Annotated in this window: 14 protein-coding genes; 7 read left to right on the forward strand and 7 right to left on the reverse strand. The window is 73.1% G+C overall.

Going from position 1 to position 13279, the window contains the following annotated elements; translation table 11 throughout:
• Positions 1-62 precede the first annotated feature (62 nt).
• Both AB0C01_RS29035 and AB0C01_RS29040 read left to right on the forward strand, forming a co-directional pair.
• Positions 63-488, forward strand: coding sequence for an OsmC family protein (locus tag AB0C01_RS29035; protein WP_357239095.1), 426 nt, complete (start codon positions 63-65; stop codon positions 486-488).
• 326 nt (positions 489-814) lie between these two features.
• Entirely contained in the window at positions 815-1666 is an 852-nt protein-coding gene (locus AB0C01_RS29040; RefSeq protein ID WP_357239098.1) for a hypothetical protein, read from the forward strand.
• A 30-nt stretch (positions 1667-1696) separates the two neighbouring features.
• On the opposite strand, the gene AB0C01_RS29045 is transcribed toward AB0C01_RS29040, so the two are convergent.
• The 5 genes from AB0C01_RS29045 to AB0C01_RS29065 all read right to left on the reverse strand — a co-directional run bounded on the left by AB0C01_RS29045 (position 1697) and on the right by AB0C01_RS29065 (position 6159).
• Entirely contained in the window at positions 1697-2218 is a 522-nt protein-coding gene (locus AB0C01_RS29045; RefSeq protein ID WP_357572635.1) for an ATPase, read from the reverse strand.
• 111 nt (positions 2219-2329) lie between these two features.
• Positions 2330-2776: a response regulator gene (locus AB0C01_RS29050; RefSeq protein WP_357239103.1), complete on the reverse strand. Its 447-nt coding sequence runs from the start codon at positions 2774-2776 to the stop codon at positions 2330-2332.
• A 68-nt stretch (positions 2777-2844) separates the two neighbouring features.
• Positions 2845-3192 carry an STAS domain-containing protein gene (locus tag AB0C01_RS29055; RefSeq protein WP_357572636.1) on the reverse strand — a complete coding sequence of 116 codons (348 nt, stop codon included), beginning with the start codon at positions 3190-3192 and terminating at the stop codon, positions 2845-2847.
• 115 nt (positions 3193-3307) lie between these two features.
• Positions 3308-4372 (reverse strand): cobalamin B12-binding domain-containing protein, encoded by a 1065-nt coding sequence (locus tag AB0C01_RS29060; protein ID WP_357572637.1) that lies wholly within the window; start codon positions 4370-4372, stop codon positions 3308-3310.
• On the reverse strand, positions 4369-6159 hold the full coding sequence (locus tag AB0C01_RS29065; RefSeq protein WP_357572638.1) for a PP2C family protein-serine/threonine phosphatase: 1791 nt from the start codon (positions 6157-6159) through the stop codon (positions 4369-4371). Before AB0C01_RS29065 ends, AB0C01_RS29060 begins: the two co-directional genes overlap by 4 nt.
• A 210-nt stretch (positions 6160-6369) precedes the next feature.
• On the opposite strand from AB0C01_RS29065, the gene AB0C01_RS29070 reads away from it, so the two are divergent.
• A complete protein-coding gene (locus tag AB0C01_RS29070; protein ID WP_357572639.1) occupies positions 6370-6702 on the forward strand; it encodes an STAS domain-containing protein in 333 nt (110 codons plus the stop codon).
• Positions 6703-6775: 73 nt separating this feature from the next.
• On the opposite strand, the gene AB0C01_RS29075 is transcribed toward AB0C01_RS29070, so the two are convergent.
• Positions 6776-7090, reverse strand: a complete 315-nt coding sequence (locus AB0C01_RS29075) for a hypothetical protein (RefSeq protein ID WP_357572640.1) — start codon at positions 7088-7090, stop codon at positions 6776-6778.
• A 202-nt stretch (positions 7091-7292) separates the two neighbouring features.
• Between AB0C01_RS29075 and AB0C01_RS29080 the strand changes: the two genes are divergently transcribed.
• The 3 genes from AB0C01_RS29080 (at position 7293) to AB0C01_RS29090 (ending at position 10347) form a co-directional block, all read left to right on the forward strand.
• Positions 7293-8270, forward strand: a complete 978-nt coding sequence (locus AB0C01_RS29080; RefSeq protein ID WP_357572641.1) for a DUF2267 domain-containing protein — start codon at positions 7293-7295, stop codon at positions 8268-8270.
• A 115-nt stretch (positions 8271-8385) separates the two neighbouring features.
• Positions 8386-9174, forward strand: coding sequence for a fused MFS/spermidine synthase (locus AB0C01_RS29085; RefSeq protein WP_357572643.1), 789 nt, complete (start codon positions 8386-8388; stop codon positions 9172-9174).
• Between the two features lie 78 nt (positions 9175-9252).
• A complete protein-coding gene (locus tag AB0C01_RS29090) occupies positions 9253-10347 on the forward strand; it encodes an AI-2E family transporter (protein ID WP_357572645.1) in 1095 nt (364 codons plus the stop codon).
• Positions 10348-10371: 24 nt separating this feature from the next.
• Here the strand turns inward: AB0C01_RS29090 and AB0C01_RS29095 are convergent, their stop codons facing one another.
• The gene (locus AB0C01_RS29095) at positions 10372-11673 is read right to left on the reverse strand and encodes an NAD(P)/FAD-dependent oxidoreductase (RefSeq protein WP_357572646.1); all 1302 of its coding nucleotides are present in this window, start codon (positions 11671-11673) and stop codon (positions 10372-10374) included.
• Between the two features lie 120 nt (positions 11674-11793).
• Between AB0C01_RS29095 and AB0C01_RS29100 the strand changes: the two genes are divergently transcribed.
• Positions 11794-13242 carry a M20/M25/M40 family metallo-hydrolase gene (locus AB0C01_RS29100; protein ID WP_357572647.1) on the forward strand — a complete coding sequence of 483 codons (1449 nt, stop codon included), beginning with the start codon at positions 11794-11796 and terminating at the stop codon, positions 13240-13242.
• Positions 13243-13279 lie beyond the last annotated feature (37 nt).

A 13279-nucleotide genomic window follows, 5' to 3' on the forward strand; every position in this document is an offset into this window, starting at 1 on the left:
GCACGGGCGTTTCGGCGGGCGGCGGCCGGGTAGCCGACCTGCCGAGCGACGGGAGAAACGCGATGCCGGATCAGAGTTCCTGGCTGCGTGAGGCCACCGCGACCGCCGAGGGCGGTCACGTACGCACCGACGATGGCGGGCTCTCCACCCCGCTGGCCTCGCCGCTGGCGGCGCACTGCACGGGGCTGAGACCAGAGCAGTTGCTGGCCGCCGCCTTCGCGTCCTGCCTGCATCACGCGGCGGTGGAGGCGGCCGGGGAGATCACCAACGAGGCGCACACCGTGCAGGTACGGGCGGAGGCGAAGCTGGGGCGCGACGACGACGGGCTGTACCGGGCCGACGTGCACGCCTCGATCTCGTCCGCCGGCCTGAGCCGAGATCAACTGGCCGACCTGGTGGAGTACGCGGACCGGCTCTGGCCGTTCTCCAGCGGCGACACGAGCCGGCATCGGCTGACCGTCACGCCGGCGGAGAACGGTCGACACTGAGGTCTGGCCGGACGATTCAACGTCAGGCGACGCGTGGGGAGACCTCTATCCCTGCGGACCGGGCGGGCAGACCGGACTGGCCCGTTCCGTCGAGGGGGGCTCACCCGAAGAGGTGAGGCCCCCTCGACGGCACGCTTCGACACGGCGACTCGGTCAATTGACCGCCTTCGCCCAGCCAATCGGAAATGCCGGTCTGGCCCGATCCGCGAGGTTGGTAGGCCTTGCACTACCTTCGCCCCTGGAAATCCCCCGGATCGGGGCAAATTGTGGCGCAGGCCACCCCACGGGCCGGCGAATTCGAGCAATTGGGTCTTTAACCTCGTCAGGTGCATCCCGACGACCCCTCCGACCAGAAGCTGACCGACGCGCATCCGAGCACCCCATCGGGCGATGTCGCATCAACCGAACGGACGATCGGCCGGCACCGCGTCCCCGAACCGCCCCGGCGGCCCCTGCTGGGCTCGACCCCGATCCGGGTAGCCCTGGCCACCGGCGTCACCTGCTGTCTCAGCCTCGTCGCGGTCGCCACCGCCCGGGGCAACGACGACGAGTCTGCCCGCTCGGTGGAGCCGCTCGCCGAGGCGGTGGCCGACCGCGCCGCCATCGCCGACGAGCGCGCCTCCCGGTCGCTGGACCGTGAGCTCGCCCCCGCGCGGGTCCTGCCCAGCCCGACGGCGACGCCGACCCCCGCGCCCACCGTCGCCCGCAAGGCGCCGAAGAAGCCGGTCAAGCCCCGCCGACCCCGTCCGGTGGCCGGTCTCGACCAGGCACAGATGGACAACGCGAAGATCATCGTGGACGTCGGCCGGGACATGAAGATGCCGCGTCGCGCCCTGGTGGTGGCCCTGGCCACCGCGATGCAGGAGAGCAACCTCTACAACCTGGCCAGCGACGTCCTCCCCGAGTCGGCCGACTACCCGAACCAGGGCAGCGGCTCCGACCACGACTCGCTCGGGTTGTTCCAGCAACGGCCCAGCAGCGGCTGGGGCACGGTGGCCGAGCTGATGCGCCCGTCGTACGCCGCGCGGGCCTTCTACAGCGCGCTGAACGAGATCCCCGGCTGGCAGGACATGAGCGTGACCGCCGCCGCCCAGGCCGTGCAGATCTCCGCCTACCCCGACGCGTACGCCCAGCACGAGGATCGGGCGTCCACCGTCGCGGCGGCGCTCACCACCTGAGCCGACAGCTCAACTCCGCGCCGACCGCTCTCAGCGACGGCCCGAGGGCGGCTCCGCACCCGCGTCCAGCCCGCCGACTCCCACCCGGCGCCCCGCCAGGCCGGCAGCCGCGGTCGGGGTGTCGGCGGGCACCTGATCCTCGGTCACCTGACCGAGGAGCTGGTCCACCTGCGCCTCGCGCCGCCGCCGGACGTACAGTGCCGCCTCGAAGTCGCGCCGGGCCTGCACCGCCTCCTCGTACGCCTGCTCGCGCACCTGTCGGGCCTCCGCGCGGGCCTCGTCCAGTTCGGCGCGGGCCTGGGCCAGGATCTCGGCGGCCGCCCGTCGCTCCCCGGCGGAGGCGTCCCGGGTGACGGTGGTGTCGCCGAGGTCCAACCGCTGGAGGAGCCCGCTGAGCCACGCCGCTTCCTGCCGGATCTCGTCCCACTCGCCGGAGGCGTCGGCGGCCCCCTCGGCGCGCGCCGCGAGCCGGGACAGCCGGATCCCCAACTCGTCCAGGCAGGAATCCACCTGCCGCGTGTCGTAACCGGTCTCAACGATGGAGAACCTCATCCCGTCGCCCCCCAGGCAGCCGCTGTTACTTCCCCTTCTGGATCCTCGGCCGCGACGGTGACGACCGAGGGGGTTCGGGAAAAATGTTCAGCATGCGCGCACGGGGGCGCGTCAGGCGCGCTTGGGCAGCACGACCACCCGGCCGAAGAACTCGTCGATGCGGCGGACCACGTCGTTGAAGTCGTCCAGGTCGATCGGCTTGGTGACGTACGCGTTGGCCTGCAACGTGTAGCTGCCGACGATGTCGGTGTCGGCGTTGGACGTGGTCAACACCACGATCGGGATGGTCCGCAGATCCTCGTCCTGCTTGACCGCACTGAGCACCTGCCGGCCGTCCATCCGGGGCATGTTCAGGTCCAACAGGATCACGTCGGGCCGGCGGGCCTGCTCGTGCCGGCCCTCGGCGCGGAGAAACTCCATCGCCTCCTCGCCGTCGCTGACCACGTCGATGACCTTGTCGACGTCAGAGTCCGCCAACGCCTCCTCGATCATCAGTACGTCACCGGGGTCGTCGTCGACCACCAGGATGCGTACCGGCTGCGGGCTGTCTGCGCCCATCACTACCTGCCTCGGGTCGGCGGGGACGGGACCTGACGGTCACCGCGCTGGCGGGGAAATCTAGCCCATCAGGAGGCGCTGCGGGACGCGGGGTCGACCGATTCCGGTTCGTAGCTCAACACGTCGGCCAGACCGGTCATCCGCAACACCCGCTCGACGCGACCATTGGCGCCGACGAGCCGGAGCCAACCACCGTCGGCCGCAGCCTGATTGTCCCCCCGGACGAACACCGCCATCCCGGTGGAATCGCAGAAGGTGAGGTCGGTGAGGTCGAGCAGCACCCGGGACTCGCCGGCGGCCGTGAGCCGGTCGATCGCGGCGGTCAGCTCGGGGGACGTGCTCATGTCCAGCTCACCCGCCAGACGCAGGCAGGCGCCACCGCCGTCGCGCTCGACGTAGCTGACGCTGAACGTCACCGTTCTCCCCCTCGCTCCACCCGCGGGTGGACATTTGCGGTGCGGCAAGTATACGCAGGGTCGGCGCATCGGCCGTAGGGCGCGGTGATCGACAGCGACGTCGGCGGGTGGACCCTCAGCGGTCGGCGGCGGGCAGCCCGGCGCGCCCCAGGGCCACCATGCGCTCCGCCCGGGGGAAGTCGCGCAACGTGCCGGCGTAGTGCTCCAGGGACCGGGCGAGCGCCGACCCGGGAACCCCCCGACTCGACAGGATCCCCGCCAGCCACTCGACGAACTCCATGAACAACGAGGCGTCGTCGACGTAGACCGCCGCGGCCAGGAAATCCACCAGGTGACCCAGGTCGCTCACCGTGGAGTCGAGCTGGCTGGCGGTGTAGGTGTGCGTCGCCGGCACCCGCTCCCGCAGGTCGCCCAACGCGCTGTCGATCAGCTCGCCACGACGCCGCACCAGGCTGGCGTACTCGTCGTCGGCCAGGTGGCCCAGCCGCGCCGGCGGCACCCTGCGCAACGCCCGCTCGTCGGAGATCAGCTCAGCCGCCGAGGGCGCGTCCGGCGCCCAGGCCACGCCGAGCCGACGCGCCCACCGGCCGTCCGCACCGAACCCGCGCCCACCAACCACCACCGGCACGTCCGAGCGGCGGCAGGCCTCGATCATCCGGTGGGCGTGCGGCAGCCGCATCGGCAGCGCGCACGCCAACGCGACCGCGTGCGCGTCATAACGGTGCAGGTACGACACGAGGTGGGCCGCCGGCACACTGGCGCCCAGGAACGTCACCTGCCAGCCCCGCAACCGCAGCACCTCGGCCACCAGCCGGGGCGGCAGGGCGTGCCACTCGCCGTCCATGCACGCGACGACGACCCGCCCGCCGGTCGGGCGCGGGTTGACGTGCGTGGCGACCGCCGCCACCACCCGCTCGCTGATGTGGGTGGCCGCGTGCTCCTGGGCGACGCTCCACTCGTTGCGCGCCCACCGCTCACCCACCTCGGCCTGGGCGGGCGCGACCAGGTCGAGCAGCACCCGCTCCGCGGGCACTCCCGCGTCGAGCAGGCCGATCGCCAGGTCGATCGCGGCGTCCTCGTCGGCGTCGGCGAGGCAGTCCAGGTAACCGACGTAGGCGTCGCCCGGGTCGGTGGCGGCGGTTTCGCCGCGCTGGTCGGAGCGGGCCGGGGCGGCGGTCACGCCTCGACCTCGCCGCGCTGCTCGAAGAGGGCCGGTGCGGGCACCGAGTGCAGGTGCCGCGACGCGCGCCCACCCGGGCCGGCCGCCCGCAGCGCCAGCACCGCGATGTCGTCGTGATCGCCCTGCGCCAACCAGTCGCAGGTGACCTGCTCGACCCGCTCGGCCAGGGCCGGCGCCGGCATCCGTTGGCAGCCGGTCACCGTGGCGACCAGCCGTTCGGTGCCGAACTGCTCGTCGCCACGGCGGCCACCGCGGGCCTCGGTCACCCCGTCGCTGTAGAGCAGGCAGGTCTCGCCCGGTGCCAGCCGGACGGTCACCTCGCCGACGCGCGGGTCGGGCACGACCCCGATCAGCATGCCGCGCAGCGGCACCGACTCCACCTCGCCGGAGGCGCGCAGCACCAGCGGCGGCAGATGCCCACCGCCGGCCATGGTCAGGGTGAGGCCACCGTCGCGGTGGGGACGGGCCAGGCCGAGCACGATCGTGGCGAAGCGGCCCTGACCGTGCGCCTGGGTCGTCTCCAGCAACGCGTCGTTGAGCAGCCGCAGCAACCGCCCGGGGTGCGACTCCAAGCGGTGCAGCGCCTGGAGGCACTGGCGCAGCTGGCCGGTGAAGACGGCCGCCTCGACCCCCTTGCCCGACACGTCGCCGAGGAAGAACACCGAGCCGCCGTCGGCGAGCCGGTGCGATCCGTAGAAGTCGCCACCGATGCGGAGCCCCGCCTGCGCGGGCCGGTACGCGGCGCCCCACTGCACGCCCGCGGCCTCGGCCGGCTCGACCGGCAACAGGCTGGCCTGGAGGGTGTCGGCGACCTCCGTCTGGTCGCGGTAGAGCAGCGCGGTGGTCATCGCCGCGCCGGCGCGGGCCGCGAACGCGCGGATCAGCTCCGCGTCGGCCTCGTCGTACGAGTCGGGGGCGCGACGGGCGACCAGCAGCACACCGACAGGCGCGTCCCGGCCCGGCAGTGGGACGACCCGCGCCGCGGTCGCGACGCCGGCGAACTCGGGCAGCCAGCCGGCGTCGACCGCCTGCTCGACCAGCCAGTCCAGGGCGTGCGGCTCGACCCCGGTCAGCCCGTCGGCGATGGCGGCGGGCAGCTCGCCGGCGGCCAGCACACCGTTGTCCACCAACGCCTGCTCGTCGGGAGTGCCCGCGGCCCGCCACCAGCCGGCCCGACCGGCGCGCGGTGCGAGAACCAGCACAGCCACCTCGGCCAGGGTCGGCACGGCGAGCCGGACGATCGCGGCTGCGGCCCGGGCGGGGTGCAGCGGGTTGCCCAGCTTGTCACCGACCACGGCCAGGAAGGTCGAGCGGGCCCGCTCGGCGAGCAGCGCGTCGGCGCGGCCGAGACGGTCGGTGACGTCCTCGACGTACCAGCAGCAGTGGCCGCCGGAGAGCGGCACCTGGCGGGCGGTCAGCCGACGTCCGCGATGGGTGAAGCCGCCGGGGTCGCCCTCACTCAGGCCGGGCACACCGGCCGCGCTGAGCGGCTCGCCGGGCGTCACACCGGGCAGCAACCGCTCGGCCACCGGGCTGACGTACCGCACGACGCCGTCGACGTCGCAGACCACCAGGCCCTCACGGAGGTGCTCGGCGACCTCGAACCAGTCGGACGCGGCGTCATCGCGGTCGAGGGCCGTCGGCGGTAGGCCCGGGGCGGATCGGGGCGGCGGGGCCGCGGCGGGGCGGGGCGACATGTCGGCGCTCCACGCCGGAGACTGTGTCGTGCTCGGCGTGAAGACCCGTCCGTCGCCCGGGTCCCAGTCCCTGACGTCGGATGCAGTCACCAGCTGAGCCTCACTCCTTGTCGTCCACCCGAACCCGTACCGGAACCGGCGTCCATGGTCCAAACTCTCCCGCCCACCCTACGCCGGGACGCGCGAAGCGGCATCTCAGCGTGGCTGGCGAGGTGCCGCCACCAGCGGCTGGGCGAGCGCGAGCGGGCGTGTCGCCGGCCCCCGATTTGCATTCGCCCACCGGGCTGGGAACATGGTGGGATGTCCGACCAGCTGTTGATCATCGAGACCACCCGGCTCGACGCCGGGCACGTCCGACTGCGGCTGACTGGCGAGCTCGACTACGCCTCCGCGCCCGAGCTGATCGCCGCCGCCGCCGATCTGCGCGACGACCAGCAGGTGCTGGTCGACCTGACCGGCGTGAGCCTCTGCGACTCCTCCGGGCTCAGCGCGCTGCTGGTGGTGCACCACGCCGCCGGGGCGATCCGGCTGACCGGGGCCGGCCCGCAACTGCAACGGATGCTGGACCGCACCGGTCTGACCGAGTTGCTGACGGTGGAGCACGCCACCGACGACCTGCGCGCCATCGGCTGATTCGCGGCCACCTCCGGGCAGCCGGGGTGGCCCCCGACCCTGGGACCTGGGGTCGGGGGCCGGAGGAATGTCTCTAGGGTGTCGTCATCGGCTGGAGTCGAGGCCCGTTCTCGCGCAGCTCGCCCGTCGGGGCCGGATCGACGTCGTCGGGCTCTCCCGAATCGGGCGTCTGGTACAGGTAGCGGACGAACTGCCCACCCGCCTCGTTGTCGTCCGCGCCGGGCCACTGGCCGATGCAGTCCATCCCGATGACCTCACGGCCGGTCCCGTCGGCCTCCTCCAGCAGGGCCCACAGGCTCACCGGGTAACACCTGGTGACCTCGGGTGTGAGCTGCCAGCGGGCGTACCAGCCACGTCGGGCGGGGACGATCTCGACGATCTGCTTCATGACGACCTTCCTTCCGCGTACCTCGGAAGAACTTCGGTCCTGACCCGATCGTGCGCTCCGAGCGGGTGAGCACCCCTCACCCCCGCCGGATGAAGCGTCGCGGACACCGGGCCGACCCGCCCCGGCGGCGCCCGTTTCGGCTCCCGGGGCGGCGGGAACGCGACTGACACAGCCCACGATCCCCAGCGGAAGGGGTGCCACCATGCGTAAGCAGATGGAGGGCGACAACCAGCGGCGTCGGGCGCTGGCCCGGCAGGCCCGCGAACAGGGTCGCCAGCCCAGTGAGATCGGTGCCAGCCTGAGCGCTTCCAAGCAACTCACGAGCCTGGACCAGAGCAGGCGATCCGGTCCACCGGCGGCCGGACCGCACAAGCCGGACAGTACGCGCGGCGGGCCGGCGCCGCCGCCGGTCGGCAGCGCCGACAATCCGAGGCCGCAGCCGTCCCCGCCGACCGGCGCGGCCGGGGTCAGCAGCATGGGTTACCACGACCTGGTCGACGAGGTCCGGCGTCGGGCCGGGGTCGACTTCAAGACGGCGAAGGTCGGCACCGAGGCGACCGTGCTCGTCCTCGCCTTCGCCCTGGAAGCCGCCGAGCGGCAACGCCTGCTCGCGGCGGTGCCGGCGTCGCTGCACGACGTGCTGCCCGTCGACGGCATCGAGCGACACCGCGACCTGCCCGGCTTCCTCGCCGAGGTGGGCCGGATCAGTGGCAACACCCCCGAGCAGGCCCGATACCAGGCGGAGGCGACGATCGCCGCGCTCGCCGAGCAGGATGGCGACCTCGTCGAGTCGTTGCACGTACCCGACGGGTTGCGTGACCTGCTGAACCCACCGGAAGCTGGCGGCGGCCTGGTGGGCGCCTCCACCACCACGCCCACCCTGGACCCGGACGCCGTCGACGCGGCGCTGGACGACCTGCCCTACTGGGCTGGCGACACCCAGGGTCTGCACCGGGTGGTCGCGTTGCCGCCGGACAACCTGGACCGGGTGCTCGACCGGCTCGACCGGATGCGCCAGGACAGCGGACGCGGGCCGAGCATCGGACGTCCGGGAGACACCGCCGCCGTCCTGACCGTGCGCACCAGTCAGGCCAACGGGGTGACCGCGCTCGACGTGGACCTCGCCCACCGGATCGACGACGCGATCGACGAGGTGGGTGCCGGGATGGCCGGCAGCTGATCGGCTACGACGGCACCGCCGGGCCGGTGGACGCGGGACCTCCCGCTCCGCCGGCCCGTCGGCCGTGCCGGGCCGCGCGCCGGCTCGGTCGTCGGCCTGGGCTAGCGTGCCCGTCATGAACCGCGCCGCCGACCGGCTGGAGCTGGTCGCCGACCCGGTCCGGCGGACCGGGCGGATCCTGCTGTCCGCCGGGGTCGAGCAGTCGTACGTGGATGTCGATGATCCCCGCCACCTGCACTTCGAGTACGTGCGACGGATCGCCGCCGCGGTCGAGCTGGCCGCCCCGACGGGCGTCCCGCTGAGCGTGCTGCACCTGGGCGGCGGCGCGTTGATGTTGCCCCGCTGGCTGGCCGCCACCCGCCCCGGCTCCCCGCAACGCGTCGTCGAGCGGGACCCGGCCGTGGTCGAGCTGGTGGCCCGGGAGTTGCCGCCGCTGCCGCCGCAGGTACGGGTGGAGGTCGCCGACGCCCGGGACGCGGTCAGCGCCACCCCGGCCGGTTCCCACGACCTGGTGATCGCCGACATCTACCGGGCGGCCCGGATGCCCCCGCACGTACGCACCGTCGAGTTCGCCGCCGAGGTGGCCCGCGTCCTGCGCCCCGACGGCATGTTCCTGGTCAACGTCACGGACCTGCCGCCGCTCGTCGCCACCCGGGTGCAGGTGGCCACCCTGCGGGCGGTCTTCGCCGACGTGTGCGTGCTCGGCGACCGGCGGATGCTGCGCGGTCGTCGGTACGGCAACCTGGTGTTGGCCGCGACGTCCCGACCCGCCGGGCTGCCGGTCGGCCGGCTGGCGGTGGCGGCCCTGCGGGACCCGGTGCCGGGCGGGCTGCTGCACGCCGCCGCGCTCGACACGTTCGTCGCCGGTGCGCACCCGGTCACCGACGCCGACGAGCGCGGCTGACCCGTACGGAAGGACCAGAGCGGCCGTTCCGTCCGCAATGCCGGGTTTCCGACGGCGAGTGCGGGGAAGGCGCGGCGGATGAGCACCGCCGACGACCGGGCGACCGCCCGCCGGACCCTGATCGTGATCGGTCTGCTGCTCGCGACCGCGCTCGCGTTGGTCCTCGTGTACGCGACCCGCCGGGTGCTGGTCTGGGCGGTGGTCGCCGCGTTCTTCGCCGTGGCGCTCAAACCCCTCGTCGACCGCGTGCAACGCCGTCTCGTGCGGCGACGCTCGCTGGCCACGCTGCTGGTGTTCCTCGTCGCGTTCGTGCTGCTGGCGATCCTGGCCGCGCTGATCCTGGTGCCGTTGTCCGGGGAACTGGCCCGGTTCGCCGACCGGGCGCCCGAGCTGCTGCACGACGCCCGCGCCGGTCGTGGCCCGCTGGGGCAACTGCTGGAACGCACCGGAGTGCGGCGTTACGTCAGCGAGCACTCCGACCAGCTCCGTGATTTCGGCACCCGACTGCGGCAACCCGCGGTGGGCGTGCTGCGCGGCGTCGTCGAGACGGTCGCCGGGGTGGTCACGGTCATCGTGCTGGCGTACCTCATGGTCCTGGAGGCGCCGCGGATCACCCGCGGCCTGCTCGCGGCGGCCGGGGACGGTCAGGGTGAGCGGCTGCGCCGGGTGGGCCGGGAGGTGTCGCGCACCGTCACCGGCTACCTCACCGGAAACCTGCTGATCAGCGTCATCTGCGGGGTGTTGACCTACGTGGTGCTGGCCCTCACCGGCGTGCCGTTCGCGGCCGTGATCGCCCTGCTGGTGGCGGTGGCCGACCTGATCCCGCTCGTCGGCGCCACGCTCGGCGCGGTGATCGCGGCCGGGGCCGGTTTCCTGCACTCCCCCACCGCCGGGGTGGTGGTGCTCGTCTTCTTCGTGGTCTACCAACAGGTGGAGAACCACCTGCTCCAGCCGTTCATCCTGTCCCGGGCGGTCCGGCTCAACCCGCTGACCGTACTGGTCAGTGTGCTGCTCGCGGCGGAGCTGGCCGGTCTGCTCGGCGCGCTGCTGGCCATCCCCGCCGCCGGCATCATCCAGGCCCTGCTGCGCGAGTACGGCCCGCGCCGACTGCGACCCGCCCCACCGGCCGGTCCCGGCGCGCGGCGACCGGCCGGTCCCGCCCCTCGGGGCTGACCGGCCGGCGCGTGGGCTCCCCGCTCAGCGGGCTCGGGACGCGACCTCGGGTGTGGTGCTCTCCAACGGCACCGCGTTCGCCGGGACCAGCCCCAACTGGACCGCCGAGCGGGTCAGCGCGGCGTCGAGCACCCAGTCGGCGCTGACCCGCGTGCGGTTGCCCGGCATCGCCATCAGGTGGTACGCCCGGGTGACCGTCTTGGCCGGCAGCCCGCCCAGGTTGACCTGCAACGGGTTCGCCGCCGCGTCCTTGCCCCCCAGGTCGACGACCCAACCCAGGTCGTGGTGCTTGTACGGCTTGCGCTTGCCGAAGCCGTACGACGCGGCGATGTTGTGCGCCGCGCGCTTGCCCTGCCGCTGCGCGTGCTGAGCCGTCATCCCGCAGATCTTGCCCGGGTTCACCAGGTCGGGCACCGCGGCGGCGTCGCCGCAGGCGAACACCTCCGGGTAGCCGGGGACGTTGAGGAACTCGTCGACCACCAGCCGCCCCCGGTCGGTGCGCAGGCCCAACTCGTTGACGAACGGGTCGGGGCGCACCCCCACACACCACACCAGGGTGCAGGTCGGCACGTACTCGCCGTCGGTGAGCTTCACCCCGTCGCAGGTCGCCTCCACCACGGAGGTGCCCAGCCGCACGTCCACACCCCGGCGGTTGAGCACCCGGTGCGAGGTGTTCGACATCCGCTCGTCCATCTCGGGCAGCACCCGCGGCGCCACGTCGAGCAGCATCCACCGCGGCCGGACCGTGAGCCGGGGCCGCTGGGCGTGCAGCGCGTCGGTGAACAACTGCCCGTGCGCGGCGACCTCGGTGCCGGTGTAACCCGCCCCGACCACCACGAAGGTGGAGCGGGCCTGCTGCTCGGCCGGGTCCTCGGCCTGCTCGGCCAGTTCGACCTGACGAACGATGTGATCATGCAGGTAGACGGCCTCGGGCAGACCGCGGAAGCCGTGCGCGTACTCGGTCACCCCCGGGATGGGCAACAGCTTGTTGACGCTGCCCACGGCGAGGATCAGCCGGTCGTACGCCAACCGGTTCTTCTCCCCCTCCGCCTGGGTGAAGCCGACCCACCGGTTCTGCAGGTCGACGTGGTCCGCCTCGCCGACCACCACACGTACGCCCTTGAGCGTCCCGGTCAGCGGCACCGCGATCCGTTTGGGCTCGACCACCCCGGCCGCCACCTCGGGCAGCAACGGGAGGTAGAGGAAGTAGTCGGTGGAGTTCAGTACCACGATCTCGGCCCGATCACGGGCGATCCGGCTCAACGTCTTCGCCGCGTGGTAACCGGCGAACCCGGCCCCCACGATCACCACACGAGGTTTCGTCATTGCGGGCCGTTTCCCGTCGAAGCCCAGGACAAACGTGGAACCGCCGCTCGGGTGCGAGCGGCGAAACATCCACGAGCAGCGATATAGACAGACACCACCGTCGATGGGCAGGATGCCGGGATGGGATCAGACGACACCGGCGCACGGCCCACGAGGCCGACCCGCCGCACCTTCCTGTCCGCTTCGGCCGCCGCCACCGCCGCGACCGCCGCCACCGTCGCGGTGCCCGCGCTCGCCGCGCCGGCCGCCGCCGACCCCGTCCCCGCCGGCCCCGGGCGCCCGGCCCGCGCCCAGCGACCCGACCGTGAACTGCGCGAACTGCTCCGGCAGGTCGATCCGCGCCGAATCGAGGCGACGGTACGGCGGTTGGCCGCGTTCGGCACCCGGCACACCCTCTCCAGCCAGGACGACCCCCAGCGGGGAATCGGCGCCGCCCGGGACTGGATCCACGCCCGGCTCCAGGAGTACGCGGCCACCTCCGGCGGCCGGATGACCGTCGAACTCCAGTCGTACGTGCAGCAACCCGCGTCGCGGATCCCCACCGCCACCCGGATCACCAACGTGGTGGCCACCCTGCGCGGCCAGAGCGCGCCGAACCGCACCTACGTGGTGACCGGCCACTACGACTCCCGGGTCACCGACGTGATGGACGCCGTCAGCGACGCGCCGGGCGCCGACGACGACGCCTCCGGGGTGGCGGTGGTGCTGGAGTTGGCCCGACTGATGGCCACCCGCCCCACCGCGGCCACCATCGTGTTCGCCGCGGTCGCCGCCGAGGAGCAGGGCCTGTACGGTTCGGCGTACCTCGCCGGGCAGCTCAAGGCGGCCGGCGCGGACGTGCAGGGCATGTTCAGCGACGACATCGTGGGCAGCAGCACCGCCGACGACGGCACCCGCGACCCGCACGCGGTGCGACTCTTCGCGGAGGGGGTGCCGACGGCGGAAACCCCGGCGGAGGCCACCACCCGACAGTCCGTCGGCGGCGAGAACGACTCACCGTCACGGCAGCTCGCCCGGTTCGTTCGAGATGTGGCGGAGAACGACGCCACCGCCATGCGAGTACGGGTGATCTACCGCCGCGACCGCTACCTGCGCGGCAGCGACCACATCTCGTTCCTGCGCGAGGGCTGGCCGGCGGCCCGGTTCACCGAGCCGAACGAGGACTTCGCCCACCAGCACCAGGACGTCCGGATGCAGGACGGCCAACAGTTCGGTGACCTGCCGGAGTTCTGCGACTTCGCGTACATCGCCCGGGTGGCCCGGGTGAACGGCGCGGCGCTCTGGTCGCTGGCCCAGGCGCCCGGGACACCCCGGGGCGCCATCATCGTGACCACCGACCTGACCAACAACACCACCCTGCGCTGGCAGCGCGGCGACGAACCGGGCCTGGCCGGCTACGAGGTGGTGTGGCGGGAGACCACGGCCGCCGAGTGGCAGCGGGTGATCGGCGTCGGTGACGTCACCGAGGTCAGCATCGACCTGTCCAAGGACAACGTCTTCTTCGGCATCCGCGCGGTGGGCCACAACAACCTCCGCAGCCCGGTGGCCTTCCCCCGCCCAGGCGCCTAGGTGTTCCCTCGATCAGGAGGCTCGCCCCCGGCCTGAG

It is taken from the genome of Micromonospora sp. NPDC048905, assembly GCF_040649655.1.
Lineage (GTDB): Bacteria > Actinomycetota > Actinomycetes > Mycobacteriales > Micromonosporaceae > Micromonospora.

What these genes read in the sequence shown, in the direction of transcription:
- AB0C01_RS29090 (WP_357572645.1), top strand. Translation starts at nt 9,253, where the DNA reads ATGAGCACCGCCGACGACCGGGCGACCGCCCGCCGGACCCTGATCGTG.
- AB0C01_RS29085 (WP_357572643.1), top strand. Translation starts at nt 8,386, where the DNA reads ATGAACCGCGCCGCCGACCGGCTGGAGCTGGTCGCCGACCCGGTCCGG.
- AB0C01_RS29045 (WP_357572635.1), bottom strand. Translation starts at nt 2,218, where the DNA reads ATGAGGTTCTCCATCGTTGAGACCGGTTACGACACGCGGCAGGTGGAT.
- AB0C01_RS29075 (WP_357572640.1), bottom strand. Translation starts at nt 7,090, where the DNA reads ATGAAGCAGATCGTCGAGATCGTCCCCGCCCGACGTGGCTGGTACGCC.
- AB0C01_RS29035 (WP_357239095.1), top strand. Translation starts at nt 63, where the DNA reads ATGCCGGATCAGAGTTCCTGGCTGCGTGAGGCCACCGCGACCGCCGAG.
- AB0C01_RS29070 (WP_357572639.1), top strand. Translation starts at nt 6,370, where the DNA reads ATGTCCGACCAGCTGTTGATCATCGAGACCACCCGGCTCGACGCCGGG.
- AB0C01_RS29095 (WP_357572646.1), bottom strand. Translation starts at nt 11,673, where the DNA reads ATGACGAAACCTCGTGTGGTGATCGTGGGGGCCGGGTTCGCCGGTTAC.
- AB0C01_RS29100 (WP_357572647.1), top strand. Translation starts at nt 11,794, where the DNA reads ATGGGATCAGACGACACCGGCGCACGGCCCACGAGGCCGACCCGCCGC.
- AB0C01_RS29050 (WP_357239103.1), bottom strand. Translation starts at nt 2,776, where the DNA reads ATGGGCGCAGACAGCCCGCAGCCGGTACGCATCCTGGTGGTCGACGAC.
- AB0C01_RS29080 (WP_357572641.1), top strand. Translation starts at nt 7,293, where the DNA reads ATGCGTAAGCAGATGGAGGGCGACAACCAGCGGCGTCGGGCGCTGGCC.